The following is a 20,104-nucleotide window of genomic DNA, read 5'->3' as shown; positions in this document are numbered from 1 at the left end:
GACCGACGGCATCCGCAACCTCCCGGGGAGCGACGACACAACACGCCACCACTCCCACCGATTCACCGGCCCTATGCCTGACCAGCGAAAACACCGCCCTCAGATTCGGAACGACAACAGCTACTCACCCCAAGATCGAAGTAGGCGATCTCGTGGCTTACGAAAACTCTAGCGCTGCCGCGCCCGCGCCCGCAGCGCATCCCATGGCCAAGCCCGGCTACGGCAAGCGCTCCGCCCCGGAGCAACTACCGCGCCGGCCCGGCGATTTCGACCACCTTCCGCCGCGCGAGGCGTACCTCGCGAGCCTGCTCGACCGGCTCTGCGAAAACGCCGCGATGGACGCCAAGACCATCGCCAAGACCCAGCCCCTCTACGGACAGCAGGCAGTCCGCTCCGCACTCAACGAACTCGGCCGGGCCGGGCACCTGCGCCGCGTACGCCGACGCGTCACTCCGAGCGACGACCCCGGCACCGGCACCGGCACCGGCACCGGCACGCGGTGGGTGTTCCACACCTATTGGTCCCGCACCGCACGTGACAGCGAATGGTGGGCGCGCTTCCTCGACGGTGACGCGACACCCCAGCCACCCGCCGAAGCACCGCGCACTGCCGAGCCAGAAGCCGACCCCGGTGCCGTAACACTCGTGACCGCACCGCCACACGCACCCGAGGGCGCCCGCCCCTCCCCCGCGTACACCGCCCTCGCCCAACTCGGCCTGCGGGACCCGCGCCTGGCCCTCTCCCCAGCCGACTGCGCCACCCTGGAACAACTGGCCGCCGACTGGCTGACCCGTGGGACGACACCGGATCACCTGGCCCAGGCCCTCCTCGCCGGCCTCCCCGAACAGGTGTACTCACCAGGGGCGTTCGTCCGGCGCAGGCTCATCGACAAGATGCCTCCTGAGCGCCCCGCTCCCGAGCCCCGCGCGTCCCGCGCCCTCATGGAGTGCACCGACTGCGGTGTACCCGGCCGCCCGGAAGCCCTGCCAGGAGGTCTATGCCGAGCCTGCCGCGGAGGCAGCGACAGCGCGCTCCGAACACCGACGCCGATGCAACCCACGGAACTGCACGCCCGGGCCGCTCAGGTACGCGCTTCGATCCGCGTACCCGAACGCGTCTGAGCCACAGGGCTGGGCTGGCGATGCTGCTCGTGGGGTTCTGCTCCCAGCGCCAGGGCACGCAGTCACCACCGCCTGGTCTCGGCCTGCCTGGCAGCGGCCTCGACGGCACGGAGTTCGTCCATGGCTGTGCGCCAGAACAAAGGCCCCGCCGCTTGAGAGCGACGGGGCCTTGCCCACATGGGGTACCCAAGAGGGTGAGTGGAGATGGCGGGAATCGAACCCGCGTCCAACGGTGAAGAACCAGGGCTTCTCCGTGTGCAGTTCGCTGTGCTTTTCTCGGCCCCGGCGATCACGCGAACAAGTCGCCGACGGGCTCAGTCACTGTTTGGTTTCCCTCTTCACCCCGTGACCGGGATCAAGGTTTAGTCCCCTAGCTGATGCCAGGATCCGGGTCGGGAACAGCCCCGGGCTGACACTCCCTTAGTAAGGGGGCAGTTGCCTAGCTACCTGATCAGGCAGCGAGGGCGAACTGCGTCGCCTTGGGAGAATCGCTCTTGATAGTGGCGATTATTTTTTTCGGCCTGTGGTTTACGAGATCATGGCCGCTTCCTCGACACGCTTCCCCTGCTTCGACAGCCGCTGTCGAAACCGATCATCCCCATGTTGATTTTTCAACGTCCTCCGAGGAGGAGCTAGCACCCGCTGTGAGGTGCGTGAGCCATCGTACGTGACCAACGCACATCGATGCCACCGTATTCCCGGCGGTCACCCCGCCGTCGTCCGTGGTCAACGCAACCCCGCCCCGGAGCATTCCCACGCGGCCGCGCGGACCACGCCGCCTCAGGCCCGCTGCTTGCGCCGCGCCGCCGCCACCGCGCGGTCGGTCTCACGCCGGTCCTGCTTCTCCCGCAGAGTCTGCCGCTTGTCGTACTCCTTCTTGCCCTTGGCCAGCGCGATCTCGACCTTGGCCCGGCCGTCCTTGAAGTACAGCGCGAGGGGGACGATCGTGTGACCCGTCTCCTGCGACTTCGACTCCAGCTTGTCGATCTCCACCCGGTGCAGCAGCAGCTTCCGCTTGCGGCGTGCGCTGTGGTTGGTCCAGGTGCCCTGGCTGTACTCCGGCACGTGCACGTTGTACAGCCACGCCTCGTTACCGTCGAGCTGTACGAAGCCGTCGACCAGCGACGCCCTGCCCTGGCGCAGCGACTTCACCTCGGTCCCGGTGAGCACGAGACCGGCCTCGTAGGTGTCGAGGATGTGGTAGTCGTGCCGCGCCTTCTTGTTCTGCGCGATCAGCTTGCGCCCTTTTTCCTTAGCCATAGTGCGGTCCATTTTCGCACTACAGGGGGGCGGCGGGGCCAGCGCATTACGAGGGAACCCCGACCCCCGGGATCAGGGGGAATCCCCGAGGCCGCTCAGGATGCTCTCGGCCTGCCGCAGCGCCCGTTCGTCTGCCTCCAGGTCGGGGGTGATGCCCCGCCCGTCGACGCCGCGCCCGGAGGGGGTGCGGTAGTGCCCGACCGTCAGTTCGGCGACGGATCCGTCGCGCAGCCGGCTCGGCATCTGGATCGAGCCCTTGCCGAACGTCCTGGAGCCAACGACGACCGCGCGGCCGCGGTCCTGGAGCGCGCCGGTGAGCAGTTCCGCCGCGCTCATCGTGCCGCCGTCGACGAGCGCGACCAGGGGTCTTGTGGTGTCGCCGCCCGGATCGGCGTGCAGGGCGCGCTGCTCGCCGCGTACGTCGTAGGTGGCGACCAGGCCGCCGTCGAGGAAGGCGGAGGCGGCGGTGACGGCCTCGGCGACCAGGCCGCCGGAGTTGCCCCGCAGGTCGAGGATGACGCCGGCGTCCCGGGGGGCTCGGTCGACGGCGGAGCGCACGAGGTCGCCGGAGCCCTTGGTGAACGCGGAAACCTTGATCACGACGACACCGCGGGCCGCTTTGCGGACGGTCACCGGGTGGGTGGAGAGTTTGGCCCGGCGCAGGGTCTCGGTCCACGTACGGTCGCCGCGCTGAAGTCCCAGGGAGACCGTCGTGCCGGCGGCCGCGTCCGTGGGGTCGCCGCGCAGTAACGAGACGACCTCGGTGACGGGCGTGTCGTCGACGCTGCGGCCGTCGATGCTGCGCAGCCGGTCGCCCTTGCGGATGCCGGCCTCGGCGGCGGGCGAGCCCTTCTGGACGCGGGTCACCTCGATGTGGCCGTCGCGGAGCCTGCGCGCCCGTAGCCCGACGCCGGTGTACTCGCCGTCGAGGGCGTCCTCGAACTCCTCGTATTCGCCCGGGGAGTAGACGGCGGCCCAGCGGTCCCCTCTGCGGCTCACCGCACGCTCCATGGCCTCCATGGGCGACTTACCGTCGGCCATCGCCTCGGTGGCGGCCTCGTCGACGTCGTCGGCGCCGCCGGTCTCGCCGGCCTCGCCGGCCTCGCCGGTCTCGCCGGTCTCGCCGGTCTCGCCGGTCTCGCCGGTCTCCGAAGTCTCGTCGGTGTCGGTGGCTTCCGCGTCCTCGTGGTGGCCCGCGGTGCCGGAGCGGGGCGCGGCCTCCTGGCTCCGGTCCCCGGTCCGCTCACCGAACGAGCCGGTCGCGGCGCCGGCGGCAAGGACGCTCGTGAACACCAATGTCAGGACGGCCCCGCGGCCGATGCGGCGGGGCTGTGTGAACAGGTCACGACCTGACATGCCGGTGAGTCTAGGACAACGGCAGGCGCCGTACGGTCGGTTGAACCGCACGGCACCACCCATCGCAAGGGAGCCTCGTCACACCTTGAGGTACTTGCGCAACGCGAAGAACGCTGCGAGTGCGGGCATCAGCAGGCCGATCGCCAGTACCAGCGGCAGCTTGGTGAGGACGGCGTCCCAGCCGAGGAATGTGATGAGGTTCAACTTCTCGGAGAGCGCCAGTCCGTGGTCGATGATGAAGAAGCGGCCCACGAGGAGCATCCCGCAGGCGACGAGTCCGCCGAGCAGTCCGGCGACGGCGGCCTCCATGATGAACGGCGCCTGGATGTAGAAGCCGGAGGCGCCGACCAGACGCATGATCCCGGTTTCACGACGACGGCTGAACGCCGAGACACGCACGGTGTTGACGATCAGCATGAGGGCGACGATCAGCATCAGCGCCATCAGGTAGAGCGCCGCCACGCTCATGCCGTTCAGCAGCCCGAACAGGTTGTCCAGGGTGCCCTTCTGGTCCTGTACGGACTGCACCCCGTCCCGGCCGTCGAACGCGGTCGCGATGACCTTGTACTTCTCCGGGTCCTTGAGCTTGACGCGGTACGACTCCTGCATCTGGTCCGGGGTCAGCGACGAGGCCAGCGGTGAGTCGCCGAACTGCTCCTTGTAGTGCTTGTACGCCTGGTCCGCGGACTCGTAACTGACCTTCTCGACGACCGACATCTCGCCCAAATCGGCTTTGATCTGGTCCTTCTGCTCCGTGGTGATCGCGCCCTTGGAGCAGTTGGGGTCCGACTCCGCGTCCGCCTTGTTGCAGAGGAAGATGGAGACGTTGACCTTGTCGTACCAGTAGCCCTTCATGGAGCTGACCTGGTCGCGCATCAGCAGGGAGCCGCCGAACAGGGCCAGTGAGATCGCTACGGAGACGACGACCGCGAAGGTCATCGTGAGGTTGCGGCGGAGACCGACGCCGATCTCCGACAGGACGAACTGAGCGCGCATGGCGTCTTCTCAGGCCTTTCCGTGGAACATCCGTGGATCAGGGATCAGTGCTGGTAGCCGTAGACGCCGCGCGCCTGGTCACGGACGAGGCGGCCCTGCTCCAGCTCGATGACGCGTTTGCGCATCTGGTCCACGATGTTCTGGTCGTGGGTCGCCATCACCACAGTCGTACCGGTGCGGTTGATGCGGTCGAGCAGCTTCATGATGCCGACCGAGGTCTGCGGGTCGAGGTTGCCGGTGGGCTCGTCGGCGATGAGGAGCTTGGGGCGGTTGACGAAGGCGCGCGCGATGGCGACGCGCTGCTGTTCACCACCGGAGAGCTCGCCGGGCATGCGGTCCTCCTTGCCGCCCAGGCCCACCAGGTCGAGCACCTGGGGCACGGACTTGCGGATCTCGCCGCGCGACTTGCCGATGACCTCCTGGGCGAACGCGACGTTCTCGCCGACCGTCTTGTTCGGCAGCAGCCGGAAGTCCTGGAAGACCGTCCCCAGCTGGCGGCGCATCTGCGGCACCTTCCAGTTGGAGAGACGTGCTAGGTCCTTGCCCAGGACGTGCACCTGGCCTTGGCTGCACCGCTCCTCGCGGAGGATGAGCCGCAGGAAGGTGGACTTTCCGGAGCCGGAGGACCCGACGAGGAAGACGAACTCGCCGCGCTCGACCTCCAGGGAGACGTCCCTGAGAGCGGGGCGGTTCTGCTTGGGATAGACCTTGGAGACGTTGTCGAATCGGATCACGGTGCACCACGGGTCGCCGGGGGTAGGTGAGCGTGACCATACGCGAACCGGGTGCGCAAGCGCAGTTGCCGGTGGCGGTTGCGCGCCGGTTGCACGTTTTTGTCACTAAACGGAAGGCCTCAATCCGGCCAGGACTGGGCAGCATAAGGCGAGCCGCGCCGAATTCCGCGGAACCTGGCACAGTGGAGGGGAACGTTCGCGTTCCCGTGAGCGTTGACTGCATGTAACCGGTGCAAGGAGGGCGAGCGCATGACGTACGACCGGTTGGTGTGCGCGAACTGCGCGGCGCCCGTGAGTGAGGGCCGCTGTCCGGTCTGCCGGGCGAACCGGGAGCGGCTGCAGCAGGAGAGCCCCTTCGCGGGTCTGAATCCCATGGCACTGATAGCGCTCCTCGTGATCCTGATCGCGGCGGTGGCCCTATTGGCCCACCAGACCGCCTGAGAGGCACCAGGGGCGGCACAGGGCGCGCGAAAGGGCCCGGAGGCGATGCCTCCGGGCCTGTTCTTTGTGCGTGTCGCGCCGGGTGGTCAGGCCGCGGTGCGGTTGCCGGCCATCAGACGCGGCAGCACGCGGAAGCCGATACCACCGGCGATCATGGTCGCGGCGCCGATCAGCAGGAACGTGGTCTGTGCGGCACCGGTCTCGGCCAGCTCGCCGTCGTTGCTGCCCTGGGCGGAGGTGCCGGTGTTGCCCGTGCCGGTGAGGCTCTCCTTGCCCTGCCCCTGCTCGACGGGCTTCGAGCCGCCTCCGTCCGTGTCGGTGTTGTCGCCGCCGCCCGTGCCGCTGGTCTCGGTCGGGTCCTCGCTCGGCTCGGCCGGGACCTCGGTGGGCTCCGTCGGCTCATCGCTCGGCTCGGCCGGCTCCGTGGTGGGGTCGGACGGCACCTCGCTGGTCGGAGGCGTCGCCGGAGCGGACGGGATCTCGGTGCTCGGCGGGGTCGTCGCCGGGTCGGTCGCCGGTTCGGTCGTCGGAGCGACGTCGACGCCGACGTTCAGGCCGTCCTTGTCGGCGTCGGCGCTGACGCTCACACCACCCACACCGATGTCCAGGGCCGAGGCGGCGCCGGCGGCGGTCAGCGACGCACCGGCGGCGACCACCGCACCGGCAGCTATCCGCGCGACCCGGATCCGCGTCTTCTTGGTCATCTGTTTGCTACCCCCAGTAGCTCATCGTCATCGGAGCAGCGCCCGGGGCCGCGTCATCGGGACGGCCGGCTGAGCCCCCGGTTCACATGCGCCCCGGAGATACGCATGCCGCGCTTCAGACTTCCCACTTTTCAAAGCATCGTCAAGGTCGTTGCGCGCGCGATGTCCCCAACAGCGGCATTTGATCTCACAAAACAATGTGACTGTGACGTAAAACCCGGGCAAGCCCTCACAACAAAGGCAACTGCCGCCCCGCGGGCGACAGTTGCCATGTCGACAAAACTCTACGATTACTTTTCCCGCTGCTTGCGCCAGCGAATTCCGGCCTCCAGGAAACCGTCGATCTCGCCGTTGAAAACGGCCTCGGGATTGCCGACTTCGAACTCGGTCCGCAGGTCCTTGACCATCTGGTACGGGTGCAGCACATACGAACGCATCTGGTTGCCCCAGGAGTTGCCGCCGTCGCCCTTGAGGGCGTCCATCTTGGCCTGCTCCTCCTGCCGGCGCCGCTCGAGGAGCTTGGCCTGGAGCACGTTCATGGCCGTCGCCTTGTTCTGGATCTGGGAGCGCTCGTTCTGGCAGGAGACGACGATGCCCGTGGGGAGGTGCGTGATCCGCACCGCGGAGTCGGTCGTGTTGACACCCTGCCCACCGGGTCCGGACGACCGGTACACATCGATCCGCAGCTCGGACTCGTCGATCTCCACATGGTCCGACTGCTCGACGACGGGCAGCACCTCGACACCCGCGAACGACGTCTGCCGCCGCCCCTGGTTGTCGAAGGGCGAGATCCGCACGAGCCGGTGGGTGCCCTGCTCCACGGACAGGGTCCCGTACGCATAGGGCACCTGCACGGCGAAGGTCGTGGACTTGATCCCGGCCTCTTCCGCGTAGGACGTCTCGTAGACCTCGGTCTTGTAGCCGTGCTGCTCGGCCCAGCGCAGATACATGCGCTGCAGCCTCTCGGCGAAGTCGGCGGCGTCGACACCACCGGCCTCGGCCCGGATGTTGACGAGCGCCTCCCGGGAGTCGTACTCCCCGGACAGCAGCGTCCTGACCTCCATCTCGTCCAACGCCTTCCGTACGTCGACGAGCTCGGTCTCGGCCTCGGCGCGGGTGTCGGGGTCGTCCTCTGCCTCGGCGAGCTCGAAGAGCACACCGAGGTCGTCGATCCGCGAGCGCAGCGCCTCGGCCTTGCGGACCTCCGCCTGGAGGTGGGACAGCTTGCTGGTGATCTTCTGCGCCGCCTCGGGGTCGTCCCACAGGGACGGCGCGGCCGCCTGCTCCTCGAGCACGGCGATGTCTGCCCTCATCTTCTCGAGGTCCAGAACGGCCTCGATCGACTCCATGGTCGAGGAGAGGGACTTCAGCTCTTCGGATACATCGACGACTGCCACGACACCAAGCGTAACGGCTATGGCAACCGCCCCCCGCCCGAGCCGCTCCCACCCCCCTGACCTGCACTGTTCCCCAGCGCTACCCCCACCCCCCATGACAGCCGCAAACCGACACAAGGGCACGCGCCGGACTTGGCAAGCGCACCCCCACAGCCCGGCAGCCGCAAACGGCGGAAGGGGACGCGCCGGACTCCGCGCCCGCAGCGGCCGGCGCTCGTACCAGTCAGACCTCTACGTGAAACACCCAACGCGCCAGACCGAGGACGGAGAGTCCGGCGCGGCCCCGACCCAGAAACCGGCCGCAGGCGCAACCGGCGACGCCCCGGCACCACACGCGGACGCAACCGGCGACAACCCCCGGCACCACACGCAATCGGCCCCACGCCCCGCCGGGCCTCTTACGGACGAGCCGGAGCCGAGCTCTCGACACCCCCCGGCGCCCCCTGCGAGTCGTCCCCGGACGTGGCCAACCACGCCCCGACCCCCACCACCGCGGCCACCGCCACCCCGGCCACCCCGAGAGTGACCCTCCGTCGCCGAGCCGCGGCAGCGCGATTGCGGGCCGACCCCGGCCGCGGCGCCCCCACCGCACGCGGCACCCGGGCCGTCCCCCGAGCACCCCCCGCCAGCTCGTCCGGCCCAGGCACCCGCATGCTGGTATGCGTGTCCCGATTGGAGTCCGGCCGAGCCCCGGGCACCAACGGCACGGCCCCGCGCCGCACCCGCTCCCGCGGCACCACGGACTGCGCACCCCCGGCGGCCTGACTGCCCCCACCGCCCCTACCAGGGCCGGCGAACCCAGCCTCAGCGTCCTCCGACGCGTAGGCCTCCGACGCCTCCGAGGACGCGTCCGGCTCGTCCACGTCCAACGGCGGCATCCCGGCCAGCACCGGCAACTGCTCCCGCAGCCGTGCCCCGAGCTCGGACGCCCGCAGCCGCGACGCCGGCGCCTTGGCCAGGCACTGCACTATGAGTTGCCACAGCTCTTCCGGAATCCCGGGCAGCGGCACCACCGTCTCGGTGACGTGCCGTCGCAGCACGGCGCCGGGGTGCCCTCCCCCGAACGGGGTGAACCCGGCCAGCAACTCGTACAACACCGTCGCCAGCGCGTAGATGTCCACCGAGGCCCGCGGCGGCAACCCCTCGACGATCTCCGGCGCGAGATAGTCCGGCGTCCCGATGATCTTCGTGGCCTTCGTACGCCGAGGCGAATCGATCAGCTTCGCCACACCGAAATCGGTCAGCAGCGCCGGATGCGCCCCACCCGGCCCGAGCGGCCCCTGCATGTCCAGCAGGACGTTCTCCGGCTTGACGTCCCGGTGCACGACCCCCGCCGCGTGGGCCGCCGCCAGTCCGTCCGCCACATCGGCGACGATCGCGACGGCCGCCTCGGGCGCGAGCCGCCGCTCCCGGTCGAGCCGGGTCCGCAGATCCGTGCCGCGCACGAGATCCATGACGAGCGCGAGGTCGTTCCCGTCCACCACCAGGTCCCGCACGGACACGACGTTCGGGTGTTCGAGCCCGAGCAGCGCCGTCCGCTCCTGGACGAAGCGGCCCACGAGTTCCTGGTCGGACGCGAGGTCCTCGCGCAGCAGCTTGATGGCGACGGGCCCGTCCGGCCCCTCGCCCAGCCACACCGTGCCGGCACTTCCCCGCCCCAGGATCTGGTTGGCGGTGTACCGACTTCCGATCTTCCGTGCCAAGACTGCTCCTACGGACGCGTGTTGTCGCCAAAACTACGCGCCCGAAGAGCCAACCTTCACTTCGGAGACGGAAATCACCCACCAGGTGTCGACAAATCCCCAGACTCATGTGCCGGAAACCAGCCATGAAACGTGCCACCAGACACATCAGGGGAGCGCATCAGTACCCGCACACACATCACGGAGCGCACAACACGAAACGATCAGTACCCGCAGCACACATCATCGGCAGCACACATCACCGGCGGCACGCACTACCGGCAAGCACACAACACAGCACAGATCACAGCGCAGACATCACAGCGCAGACATCACAGCGCACAGACAGCGCACAGACCACAGCGCACAGATCACTGAGCGCAGCACTGCGCGCAGCACAAACCACTGGCCCGCACACATGCTGCGCGGCGCATCACTGCCCGGTCCCGGTCCCGGTCCCGGTGCCGCCCCCGGACCCGTCACCGCCCCCGGACACCTCCTCGACCCACTGGCTCGCCTTGCCGAACCAGTAGGCCAGCTGTTCCCAGTAGCCCTTGCCGGTCCCGATCCACCCCTGCAGTGGGCTGAACTCCCAGATCATCCACCCGGCCAGAACCAGGATGATGATCGTGAACAGGCACCCCTTCAGACAGCCGAGCCCGGGGATCTTCATCGGGTTGGCGCTGCGCTGCCGCGGCGGCCGGGGCTCGCGCTGCGGCCTGGGCTCCCGCTGGGGACGCGGCGTCGGCTGCTGCGGAGGCGGCTCCGGCGCGTACCGCTGGGGTTGCGGCCGCGGCTGCTGCCGAGGCCGCTGCCGCGGCTGGGGCTGAGGCTGCGGCGGCTGCTGCGGCGCGTACTGCTGCGGACCCGGCTGCTGGCCGTAGCCCTGGGGCTGCGGCTGCCCCCCGTAGGGCTGCTGGGGCCCGGGCCGCTGCTGCGGCTGGGGCGGAGCCTGCTGCCCGCGCGCGACCTGCCGCTGGGGCCTGCGCCGCAGCGGGTCCTCGCTCGGGTCGAGGTACTGCTGCACCTGGGTCTGTTCGTTGCGGTCCCGAGCCGCCCGCAGCTGGGTCTGCCAGGGGTGCGGGGCCTCGGGGTCGCCGCCGGGCCCGCCCTGCTGGTTCCCCGACACCGGCATCACCGCGGTCGGGTCGGCCGCGCCGCGGTGCGGCAGTACCGAGGTGGGGTCCGCGGCGTTGGAGCCGGAACCCGAGGTGTGCGGCATGACGCTGGTCGCGGCGTTCGGGTCGTACGCACCCGCGCCGTGCGGCAGTACCTGGGTGGGGTCCGCCTCGCCGGAGCCGATGCCGGGAACCGTGGCGGGCGCCGGGTCGGGCGCGAGCAGCGCGCCGACCCCTTCCGCCGCGGCGATCTGCGCGGAGTTGGAGTGCACCCCGATGCCCTCGGCGACGACCCGCAGCCCGCGCGCGAGGTTCTCGGCGCTGGGCCGTTCCTGGGGGTTCTTGCGCAGACAGCGCTCGATGACCGTCCACAGGGGGTCGGGCACGGTGGAGGGGCGGCGCGGTTCGGCGCTGAGGTGCTGGTGGAGGACTTCGAGGGCGGAGCCCCCGCCGAACGGCGGACGGCCGGTGACCAGCTCGTACAGCATGATCCCGGCGCCGTAGACGTCGACGGCGGAGGTCTGCGGACGGCCCTCGGCGGACTCCGGCGCCACGTAGGCGGGCGTGCCGACGAACTCGTGGGTGCGGGTGAGGCCGGGCGAGTCGGCGAGGCGGGCGATGCCGAAGTCGGTGAGCATCGGGTGCATCTGGCCGCCTGCCTGCTGCAGCAGGACGTTCGCGGGCTTCAGGTCGCGGTGCACCACGCCGTCCGCGTGGCTCGCCGCGAGCGCGTCCGCGACCTGCGCGGTGAGCAGTGCGGCGCCGACCGGCGAGAACGGTCCGTTGTCACGCAGGTAGCGGTGCAGGTCGGGACCTTCGATCAGGTCCATGACGAGGGCCAGCAGATCGCCCTCGACGACGAGGTCCCGCACCCGGACGATGTTCGGGTGGGTCAGTCTGAGCAGGACGGAGCGTTCCCTGAGGAACCGCATCACGATGTCCGCGTCGCTGGCGAGTTCCTCCCTGAGCACCTTGATCGCCACGGTCTCGCCGGGCTGGCCCTGGACGGCCGCCTCCGCTCCCGCGGCCTCCCGCTGGCGGGCGCGCCAGACGGTGCCCGTAGCGCCGCGCCCGAGGGGCTCCTCCAGGAGGTACTTGCTCCCTACCGGCCGCACGTCATGCGCTCCCTGTTGCTTGCTTACCTGGTCCCACCCCCGCTTTGGGGTGTTCCGACCCACTGTAGTGCCGCGCCGCCGAAGGGCGGACGGTCCGCCTCCTCGGGGACCGTCGTGGGTGTTCCCGTTCACGCTTACGCAATCCGAGTACGTATGCGCCCCCAAGGGCGTTCGACGGACGCATCGGGTTGCGCTCCACATCTGTTCGAAGGAAGACGCCGGCCCGGGCCTCCTGGTTGCCCGGACGTTGGCGTGACTGATCTCAAGCGGGCACCCGACAGGCACTTTTGCGGGCAGAGCCGACCAATCAAGATCACTTGGTGCCTGATTGTCACTTGATTGTCAGTGGCAGGTGCGAGGATGCCTTCAGTACTGGCCGATGTCGCCCGTGGTGCGGTGGGGGAATCTGCGGTGGGGGACCGCAGGGGGAGCCCCGTGCCGGGCGCCCGCGCAGAAGGGACCGCCGGCGGCGATGCAGATCCGGCTGACCGTGGTTGACCCGTTGGGGACGCGCTCCGAGGGACGCGCCGCGTCCGGCGACGTGCGCCGCGACGTACTGGTCACCGCCCCCGCCGGGACGGCGCTCGCGGCAGTGGCCTCCGCCCTGGTCTCGGCGGTCGCCGGGGGCGACGGCCCGGCCGCGGTGCTGTACGCGGGCGTGGAGCGCCTGGACGCACAGCGCGCCACGCTGGGCGAGCCCCCGCTGACCGACGGCGCGGTGCTGCACCTCGGTGCCCCGGCGGAGCCGGGTCCCGATGAGGACGGCGCGGCGGTCCAGCTCCACGTCGTGGCGGGACCGGACGCGGGCGGGGTGCATCTGCTGCACGGCGGCGAGATCCGCGTGGGCCGTTCGGCCGACGCGGACGTCCCGCTGGACGATCCGGACGTCTCCCGTCTGCACTGCGCGGTGACCCTCTCGGACGACGGCCGGGTCACGGTCGCGGACCTGGGCTCCACGAACGGCACGTCGCTCAACGGCAGGGCGGTGGACGGGCGCGCGGTGCGTTTCCCGCCGGGGTCGCTGCTGCGGATCGGCGAGTCTGCGCTGCGGCTGGCCGCGGCGGACGAGACGGAGCCGCTCGCCACCGCGCCGGACGGCGAGGGGTGCGTACGGGTGCTGCGGGCGGCCGACAGCCTGCCCCACGGCATGTCCCCGGCGCGCCCCGGCCCCGCGGCGCCGGCCGAGGACTCGCGCGGACTGCGGGGATCGCGGGCCGTCGACGTCCAGGGCCGGGCGGAGCGGGGCGAGGAGGGCCCCCACGCGCGCGAGGAGGCCGGTGGCCCGTCGGTGGGGGCTCCCGGCGAGGACCCGTCCGAGGCGCGCGGCGTGCCGTACGCGCAGGGAGCGGATGCCGTCGGCGAAGGGGCCGCCACGGCCCGCCGAGCACCGGTGCACCCGCCCGAAGAGACGCACCACGGCTTCGGGACCGCCGGATGGGGTGCCGCGGGGGGAGCGTCCGAGGTGCGCGGCCACGGGCCCGGGACTCCGCGCGCGGCGCCGGAGCGGGGCGGGGCGCCGGAGCCCGCGACCGGGCACGGGGCTCCACCCCGGTCCGCACGCAAGGGGACAGCGCCCGGAGGCACCGCGGTGCCGCGCGAACTGCGCAAGCGGGGGTTCACCGCGTGGGCCCGAAGACTTGCCGGGGGCGGACGCGGGGCGGCGGACGACAACCACGCCCCGTACGACGCGTATGACGCGTATGACGAGGGCGCCCCGGCCCTCCACGAGCCCGTGGCGGCGGCCGATCCGGCGCCCGAGCGGTGGCCCGATCCCGCCGCGCTGCTGCTCACCGCGCTGGGCCCGGGGCCGCGGCTGTGGGAGCGCGGGCCGGGGGATCCGGAGGCGCTCGTGGTGCGGCTGGGCACCGCCGACCGGCCGGTGCCCGACGGCTCGGGGCTGCTGCCGGCGGTGCCGGTGACGGCGGGGCTGCGGGAGGTGGGCGCTCTCGGTATCGCGGGCCCGCGCGTACGGCTCCCCGGGCTCGCCCGTGCCGTCCTGGCCCAGCTCGCCGCGCTGCACTCCCCGGACACCCTGGAGATAGTCCTGCTCAGCACGGACCGCTCGCGCACCCTGGCGGAGCGCACGGCCGAGTGGTCCTGGCTGGGCTGGCTCCCCCACCTCCGTCCGGCCCACGGCCAGGACTGCCGTCTCCTGCTCGCCTACGACCGCGAGCAGGCCACGGCACGCACGGAGGAACTGCTGCGCCGCCTGGACGACATCACGCCCCGCACTACGGCATCCGCCCGTGCGAGCCTTGCCGCGGGGGGCCCGCACGGGTCCGACGGCGGCGGGCCGGCCGGCACGGCCACGAGCCCGGACCGCACCGACGGCCACGGCCCCACCGCCCCGCCGTCGGACACCCACCCGTCCACCTCCCACCCGTCAGCCACCCACGCCTCCGCCTCCCACTCCTCCGTCCCGCGGCGGTCCGGTGCCGTCGCCGACGACGCCGCCTCCACGCACATCGGTGTGCTCCGCCCGCCCGCCGCCGACCCGGCCGCCGGCGGAGCGGGATCCGGCCGCGGCGGCGCCGCCCACCAGCCCTCCTGGGCCCGCGACGACACGGCCGAACAAGGCGCGCACGGCGGACCGTTCGTCGTGGTCGTCGTCGACGGCGACCCCGGTGCCGCCGATCTGCGGGAGGCCGTGGCACGGCTGACCACCGAGGGACCGCGGGCCGGGATCCACGTCGTGTGCCTCGCCGAGACCCCGGCCGCGTCGCCCGCGTCGCCGGTGGCCGAGACGTACGAGGCGGCCTGCGCGGCGGTGCCCGCGTTCCGGGCCTGCGGGGCCGTCGCGCTGCTCAGCGGCGATGTCGCCACCGCGCTCCGGCTGGTGCGGGTCGCGCAGGGCGGCCCCGCCGGGCACGGCACCGTCGCCGCGGTGGACGCGGTGTCGGCCGCGTGGGCCGAGCGTTTCGCCCGGGCGCTGGCCCCGCTGCGCACGGACGGCACCGGCGACCAGCTCGCCCGCGTGTCCACTCCGCTGCCGCAGTCGGCGCGGCTGCTCGACGAGTTGGGCCTCGCCCGCGCCACGCCCGCCTCGCTGATGGCTCGTTGGGCGGACGCGGCGGACGACACCGACGCGCTCGGCGGACGGGCCTGGGCCGTCCTCGGCGCCGGACCGCGCGGCCCGGTCTGCGCGGACCTCGTCACCGAGGGGCCGCATCTGCTGATCGAAGGGCCGGCGGGCAGCGGCCGTACGGAGCTGCTGCGTTCCGTCGCCGCATCGCTCGCCTCGGCGGAGCGGCCCGACCGGCTCGGAATGGTTCTCATGGACGGCCGCGACGGTGCGACGGCCGGCGGGTCCGCCTCGCGGGGTGACGGCCTGCGGGTCTGTACCGACCTGCCGCACGTCACCACCCATCTCGGTGCGAACGACCCGGTACGCATGCGGGAGTTCGCCCAGTCCCTGTCGGCCGAGCTGAAGCGGCGGGCCGAACTGCTCGGGCGACTCGACTTCACCGAGTGGCACGCACAGCGCCAGGTCTCCGGACGGCTCGTGGGCCAGCGGTCCGGCGGGGACCTCGACACCCCGTCCAGCTCCACCCTGCGGCTGCGACCGCCCGGCGCACGGGACCGCACGGAACCGGGGCCGCCGTTGGCGCGGCTGGTGGTGCTGGTCGACGACCTCGACGCGCTGCTGTCTCCGGCGCTGGGCTCTCCCGGGCGGCCCGCCGCCGGTTCCGTCGTCCGGGCGCTGGAGGCGGTGGCCCGCGACGGGGAACGGCTCGGGGTGCACCTGGTGGCGGCGACCGGGGAGGGGGGTCGTACCGCCGAGACGGAGTTGGCGCGGCGGGCCCCGCTGCGGGTCGTGCTGGACGCGGTGGCGACGGGTCCGGAGGAGCCGGCGGCCGGGCGGGGCCGGCTGGCGCACGGGGACGGGCGGGTCACGCCCTTCCAGGGTGGGCGGGTCACGGGGCGTATCCCCCGTACGGCGACGCTGCGGCCGACGGTGGTGCCGCTGGAGTGGGAGCGCATGGGTGATCCGCCGGCCCGTCGGTCGGTCCGGGAACTGGGCAACGGGCCCACGGACTTGGCGCTCCTGGCCAGCGCGCTGGAGCGCGCCGCCCGCTCCGTCTCCGCGACGGAGGTTCCGTCGCTCCTCTAGAGCCCCGGAACAGTCCCGGAACAGCTCCGGGACCGTCCCGGAACAGACCCCGGAACCGCCCCTGCCACCCGATTCCACGTCACAACGCCGTCACGATCGCCCAGTTGACAGGGCAGGCGCTCTTGCCGCCCCCACAGGCCGGGCGTAGACCAGTCGGACGGGACAGCGCTCGTGACGTTCGATCGGGTAGGAAAGAACGGGGCAATGATGCGCAGCACCAGCAATATTCGCAAAGGCATCGCAAGAAGGACGAAAAGCGCAAGCGGTGCAAGCAGGACCAGCGCGACAAGCAGGAAGACATCAAGGGCCGCAGCCGCGCTCGCCGCGGGAACACTCGCCCTGTCGCTCACCGCGTGCGGCGGCGGGGACGACGGCAAGGGCAGCGGCAAGGAGAACGACGGCGCGAAAGAGACCGCCGCCACCCTCGCCCTCCCCAAACTGAACGGCTCCAGCCTCGAGGTCGCCGCCGTGTGGACCGGCCCCGAGCAGGAGAACTTCAAGAAGGTGCTGGAGGAGTTCGAGAAGCGCACGGGCGCCAAGGTCACGTTCGTACCGGCCCAGGATCCGATCATCAACTTCATCGGGTCGAAGGTGGCGGGTGGCCAGCCACCGGACGTGGTGATGCTGCCGCAGGTCGGCGCGATCAAGCAGGCCGTGGACAAGAAATGGGCCAAACCGATCGGCAAGGAGGCCCAGGCGCAGCTCGCCAAGAACTACTCGCAGGGCTGGCAGGACCTCGGGAAGGTCGACGGCACCCAGTACGGCGTCTACTACAAGGCCGCCAACAAGTCCCTGGTCTGGTACAACGCGAAGGTCTTCGAGAACGCCGGGGCGAGCGAGCCCAAGACCTGGCAGGAGTTCACCACCGCCGCCCAGACGATCTACGACTCCGGTGTCACCCCGCTGTCGGTGGGCGGCGCGGACGGCTGGACGCTGACGGACTGGTTCGAGAACGTCTACCTCTCCCAGGCGGGCCCCGAGAAGTACGACCAGCTCGCCGAGCACGAGATCAAGTGGACGGACCCCAGCGTCAAGGAGGCGCTGACGACCCTCGGTGAGCTGTGGGGCAAGAAGGGCTTCGTCGCGGGCGGTGCCGACGGCGCGCTGCAGACGGAGTTCCCCACGTCGGTCACCCAGACCTTCACCGGCGGCGACCAGCCGAAGGCGGGCATGGTCTTCGAGGGCGACTTCGTGCAGGTCAACATCGCGGACACCGAGGCCAAGGTGGGCACGGACGCCAAGGTGTTCCCGTTCCCGGCCGTGGGCGACACCGCGCCCGTGGTCAGCGGCGGCGACGCGGCCGTCATCCTGAAGGACTCCGAGGCGGCCCAGGCCCTCGCCACCTTCCTGGCCTCGCCCGACGCGGCGACCGTCCAGGCGAAGCTCGGCGGTTACCTCTCGCCGAACAAGAACGTGGACCCGTCGGTGTATCCGAACGAGGTGCAGCGCAAGATGGCCGAGGCGCTCGTCGCGGCCGGTGACGACTTCCGCTTCGACATGTCCGACCAGGCGCCGCAGGCCTACGGTGGCACGCCGGGCAAGGGCGAGTGGAAGGCGCTGCAGGACTTCCTGAAGAACCCGAAGGACGTCGGGGGCACCCAGGCGAAACTGGAGGCCGACGCGGCCAAGGCGTACGGGAACTGATCCGTCATGGCGTCGGCCGCGGCGGGCGGAGTCGCTCCGGCTCCGCCCGCGTCTGGCGAACAGGGCGACGGAGCCAAACGCAAGAGCGTGACCGGCACCCGAAAGACCGTGGCAGCGCTGTTCCTGCTGCCCACGCTGGTGCTGCTGGGCGCGCTCGTGGTCTACCCGATCGGGTACTCGGTCCTGCGCAGCTTCCTCAACCAGTCCGGCGACTCCTTCGCCGGCATCGACAACTACAAGGCGCTGTTCACGGACGACGGCATCCGGACCGCGCTGAAGAACAACGTGATCTGGGTGGTGTTCGCGCCGACGGTCGCGACCGCGCTCGGTCTGGTCTTCGCGGTGCTCACCGAACGGGTGCGCTGGGGAACGGCGTTCAAGCTGGTCGTCTTCATGCCGATGGCGATCTCGATGCTGGCGGCGGGGATCATCTTCCGGCTGGTGTACGACCAGGACCCGGACAAGGGGGTCGCCAACGCGGTGTGGGTGGGGGTGCACGACACCTTCGCCGAGTCGTCGGCGTTCCCGAACGCGCACCCCGGTCGGGAGTCGCCGCTGAAGGGCGACAGCGGCGCGAAGGGCGCGTTCATCACCAAGGAGCCGGTGCGGGCCGGGCAGCCGGTGCTGCTCCCGCTGGTGGGCGTCGCACCGGACCAGATGCCCTCCGGGGCGAAGGACGCCAAGGCACCGCCGTCCGAGCCCGGCAAGGTCACCGGCACGGCCTGGCAGGACTTCACGCGTGGCAAGGGCGTGGGCAAGCTGGGCGGTGTCGACGCGGGCGAACTCGGCTACCCGGGCATGAAGGTCGAGGCGGTCAAGGACGGCCGGGTCGTCGACTCCGCGAAGGTGGGCGGCGACGGCACGTTCACCCTCTCCGACAAGGCCGACGGCGCCCAACTCCGGCTGCCCGCGAGCAACTTCCGGGAGCCCTACAACGGGGTCGACTGGCTGGGCCCGTCGCTGATCACTCCGGCGGTCATCGGGGCGTACGTCTGGATGTGGGCCGGCTTCGCGATGGTGCTGATCGCGGCGGGGCTCGCGGGTATGCCTCGGGAACTCCTCGAGGCGGCCCGGGTGGACGGCGCGACCGAGTGGCAGGTGTTCCGCAGGGTCACGGTGCCGCTGCTGGCGCCGGTCCTCGCGGTCGTCCTGGTCACGCTGATGATCAATGTGCTGAAGATCTTCGACCTGATCCTCATCATCCCGCCGGGCTCCTCCCAGGACGACGCCAACGTGCTGGCCCTGGAGCTGTTCCGCAAGGGCTTCTCGGAGGACCAGCCGGGCATCGCCAGCGCGATCGCGGTGTTCCTGCTGCTGCTCGTCATCCCGATGATGCTGTTCAACATCCGTCGGCTGAGGCGGGAGGCGCGGCGATGACGACGCATGCCGGCAAGCTCACCGGGACGGCGGCGTCCACTCCGGCCGTCAGTTCGGGCAAGGCCAGGCAGTCGCTGGGCTCACGGCTCGCTAGCCGGGTCAGCGGCGGTGTGATGCGGGTGTTCCTGATCGTGGTCGGCCTGTTCTGGCTGGTGCCCACGCTCGGTCTACTGCTCTCCTCGCTGCGCACCCCCGAGGAGATGGGCGCGAGCGGCTGGTGGCAGGTCTTCAGCAAACCCTCGCAACTGACCTTCGACAGCTACCAGAAGCTCCTGGAGAACGACGCCATCACCGGCTCGCTGGTGAACACGGTGCTGATCACGGTCCCGGCGACGCTCCTCGTGGTGGTGATCGGCTCCCTCGCGGGCTACGCCTTCGCGTGGATGGAGTTCCCCGGCCGCGACTGGTGGTTCCTCGGCGTGGTGGGGCTGCTCGTGGTGCCGGTGCAGGTGGCGCTGATCCCGATCGCCGAACTCTTCGGGGAACTCGGCCTGTTCGGCTCCATCTTCGGGGTGATCCTGTTCCACACGGGCTTCGGGCTGCCCTTCGCCATCTTCCTGCTCAGGAACTTCTTCGCGGAGATCCCGCGTGAACTCCTGGAGGCGGCCCGGCTGGACGGCGCGGGCGAACTCCGGCTGTTCGCACGGGTGGTCATGCCGCTCGGCGGTCCGGCCATCGCCTCACTGGGCATCTTCCAGTTCCTGTGGGTGTGGAACGACATGCTGGTCGCGCTGATCTTCACCAACGCGGACAGCCAGCCGATCACGGTCGCGCTGCAGACCCAGGTACGGCAGTTCGGCAACAACGTCGACGTGCTGGCGCCCGGCGCGTTCATCTCGATGGTGATCCCGCTGGCCGTGTTCTTCGCGTTCCAGCGGCAGTTCGTGTCGGGGGTGATGGCGGGAGCGGTGAAGTAGGCGGTCCCGCAAGGCCGTTCGCGGATCCCCGGCCCACTCCGGTGCGCCGGGGATTCGCCCGTTCGGCCGCACCCGACGTAACCGGGTCACTCCATCGGCCGTTCGGGCGGGCAGTACGCCCAGCGCCCGCA

General features: G+C 71.0%; 14 protein-coding genes and 1 other RNA gene. 6 read left to right on the top strand and 9 right to left on the bottom strand.

All coding sequences use genetic code 11. From position 1 onward, the window contains the following. Positions 1-203 precede the first annotated feature (203 nt). Positions 204-1,121 carry a hypothetical protein gene (locus tag EF387_RS40705; RefSeq protein WP_202918530.1) on the top strand — a complete coding sequence of 306 codons (918 nt, stop codon included), beginning with the start codon at positions 204-206 and terminating at the stop codon, positions 1,119-1,121. A 196-nt stretch (positions 1,122-1,317) separates the two neighbouring features. On the opposite strand, the gene ssrA is transcribed toward EF387_RS40705, so the two are convergent. The 5 genes from ssrA to ftsE all read right to left on the bottom strand — a co-directional run bounded on the left by ssrA (position 1,318) and on the right by ftsE (position 5,467). Then, positions 1,318-1,721: a transfer-messenger RNA gene (gene ssrA / locus EF387_RS40700) on the bottom strand. 180 nt (positions 1,722-1,901) lie between these two features. Further along, a complete protein-coding gene (gene smpB, locus EF387_RS40695; protein ID WP_128381638.1) occupies positions 1,902-2,381 on the bottom strand; it encodes an SsrA-binding protein SmpB in 480 nt (159 codons plus the stop codon). 72 nt (positions 2,382-2,453) lie between these two features. Then, positions 2,454-3,737, bottom strand: coding sequence for a S41 family peptidase (locus EF387_RS40690; protein ID WP_128381637.1), 1,284 nt, complete (start codon positions 3,735-3,737; stop codon positions 2,454-2,456). Between the two features lie 78 nt (positions 3,738-3,815). Beyond that, positions 3,816-4,733 carry a permease-like cell division protein FtsX gene (gene ftsX / locus EF387_RS40685; RefSeq protein ID WP_128381636.1) on the bottom strand — a complete coding sequence of 306 codons (918 nt, stop codon included), beginning with the start codon at positions 4,731-4,733 and terminating at the stop codon, positions 3,816-3,818. A gap of 44 nt (positions 4,734-4,777) precedes the next feature. Then, positions 4,778-5,467: a cell division ATP-binding protein FtsE gene (gene ftsE / locus EF387_RS40680; RefSeq protein ID WP_128381635.1), complete on the bottom strand. Its 690-nt coding sequence runs from the start codon at positions 5,465-5,467 to the stop codon at positions 4,778-4,780. Positions 5,468-5,716: 249 nt separating this feature from the next. Between ftsE and EF387_RS40675 the strand changes: the two genes are divergently transcribed. After that, the gene (locus EF387_RS40675; RefSeq protein ID WP_128381634.1) at positions 5,717-5,908 is read left to right on the top strand and encodes a hypothetical protein; all 192 of its coding nucleotides are present in this window, start codon (positions 5,717-5,719) and stop codon (positions 5,906-5,908) included. 86 nt (positions 5,909-5,994) lie between these two features. On the opposite strand, the gene EF387_RS40670 is transcribed toward EF387_RS40675, so the two are convergent. From EF387_RS40670 to EF387_RS40655, 4 genes are all read right to left on the bottom strand, one after another. Next, positions 5,995-6,612 (bottom strand): hypothetical protein, encoded by a 618-nt coding sequence (locus EF387_RS40670; RefSeq protein WP_128381633.1) that lies wholly within the window; start codon positions 6,610-6,612, stop codon positions 5,995-5,997. A gap of 290 nt (positions 6,613-6,902) precedes the next feature. Then, on the bottom strand, positions 6,903-8,009 hold the full coding sequence (prfB, locus tag EF387_RS40665) for a peptide chain release factor 2 (RefSeq protein ID WP_128381632.1): 1,107 nt from the start codon (positions 8,007-8,009) through the stop codon (positions 6,903-6,905). Positions 8,010-8,407: 398 nt separating this feature from the next. Further along, positions 8,408-9,712 (bottom strand): serine/threonine-protein kinase, encoded by a 1,305-nt coding sequence (locus EF387_RS40660; RefSeq protein WP_128381631.1) that lies wholly within the window; start codon positions 9,710-9,712, stop codon positions 8,408-8,410. Positions 9,713-10,124: 412 nt separating this feature from the next. Continuing rightward, the gene (locus EF387_RS40655; protein WP_128381630.1) at positions 10,125-11,924 is read right to left on the bottom strand and encodes a serine/threonine-protein kinase; all 1,800 of its coding nucleotides are present in this window, start codon (positions 11,922-11,924) and stop codon (positions 10,125-10,127) included. A 472-nt stretch (positions 11,925-12,396) separates the two neighbouring features. Here EF387_RS40655 and EF387_RS40650 point away from each other — a divergent pair, with 472 nt between their 5' ends. The 4 genes from EF387_RS40650 (at position 12,397) to EF387_RS40635 (ending at position 19,973) form a co-directional block, all read left to right on the top strand. Continuing rightward, a complete protein-coding gene (locus EF387_RS40650; RefSeq protein ID WP_128381629.1) occupies positions 12,397-16,035 on the top strand; it encodes an FHA domain-containing protein in 3,639 nt (1,212 codons plus the stop codon). A 207-nt stretch (positions 16,036-16,242) separates the two neighbouring features. Then, positions 16,243-17,679 (top strand): ABC transporter substrate-binding protein, encoded by a 1,437-nt coding sequence (locus EF387_RS40645; protein ID WP_128381648.1) that lies wholly within the window; start codon positions 16,243-16,245, stop codon positions 17,677-17,679. 6 nt (positions 17,680-17,685) lie between these two features. Then, entirely contained in the window at positions 17,686-19,056 is a 1,371-nt protein-coding gene (locus tag EF387_RS40640; protein ID WP_202918529.1) for a carbohydrate ABC transporter permease, read from the top strand. After that, a complete protein-coding gene (locus EF387_RS40635) occupies positions 19,053-19,973 on the top strand; it encodes a carbohydrate ABC transporter permease (RefSeq protein ID WP_128381627.1) in 921 nt (306 codons plus the stop codon). The genes EF387_RS40640 and EF387_RS40635 overlap by 4 nt, the downstream gene beginning before the upstream one ends. The last annotated feature ends 131 nt before the right edge of the window (positions 19,974-20,104 follow it).

The organism is Streptomyces cavernae (assembly GCF_004023625.1).
GTDB classification, from domain to species: Bacteria; Actinomycetota; Actinomycetes; order Streptomycetales; family Streptomycetaceae; genus Streptomyces; species Streptomyces cavernae.
The sequence above is the reverse complement of the archived record's forward strand: the minus strand, read 5'-3'. Positions and strand labels throughout refer to the sequence as shown.

Excerpts from the sequence above, each read along its gene's own strand:
- EF387_RS40650 (WP_128381629.1), top strand. The coding sequence starts at position 12,397 with ATGCAGATCCGGCTGACCGTGGTTGACCCGTTGGGGACGCGCTCCGAG.
- EF387_RS40690 (WP_128381637.1), bottom strand. The coding sequence starts at position 3,737 with ATGTCAGGTCGTGACCTGTTCACACAGCCCCGCCGCATCGGCCGCGGG.
- EF387_RS40675 (WP_128381634.1), top strand. The coding sequence starts at position 5,717 with ATGACGTACGACCGGTTGGTGTGCGCGAACTGCGCGGCGCCCGTGAGT.
- EF387_RS40640 (WP_202918529.1), top strand. The coding sequence starts at position 17,686 with ATGGCGTCGGCCGCGGCGGGCGGAGTCGCTCCGGCTCCGCCCGCGTCT.
- EF387_RS40670 (WP_128381633.1), bottom strand. The coding sequence starts at position 6,612 with ATGACCAAGAAGACGCGGATCCGGGTCGCGCGGATAGCTGCCGGTGCG.
- EF387_RS40645 (WP_128381648.1), top strand. The coding sequence starts at position 16,243 with ATGCGCAGCACCAGCAATATTCGCAAAGGCATCGCAAGAAGGACGAAA.
- ftsX (WP_128381636.1), bottom strand. The coding sequence starts at position 4,733 with ATGCGCGCTCAGTTCGTCCTGTCGGAGATCGGCGTCGGTCTCCGCCGC.
- smpB (WP_128381638.1), bottom strand. The coding sequence starts at position 2,381 with ATGGCTAAGGAAAAAGGGCGCAAGCTGATCGCGCAGAACAAGAAGGCG.
- EF387_RS40705 (WP_202918530.1), top strand. The coding sequence starts at position 204 with ATGGCCAAGCCCGGCTACGGCAAGCGCTCCGCCCCGGAGCAACTACCG.
- EF387_RS40635 (WP_128381627.1), top strand. The coding sequence starts at position 19,053 with ATGACGACGCATGCCGGCAAGCTCACCGGGACGGCGGCGTCCACTCCG.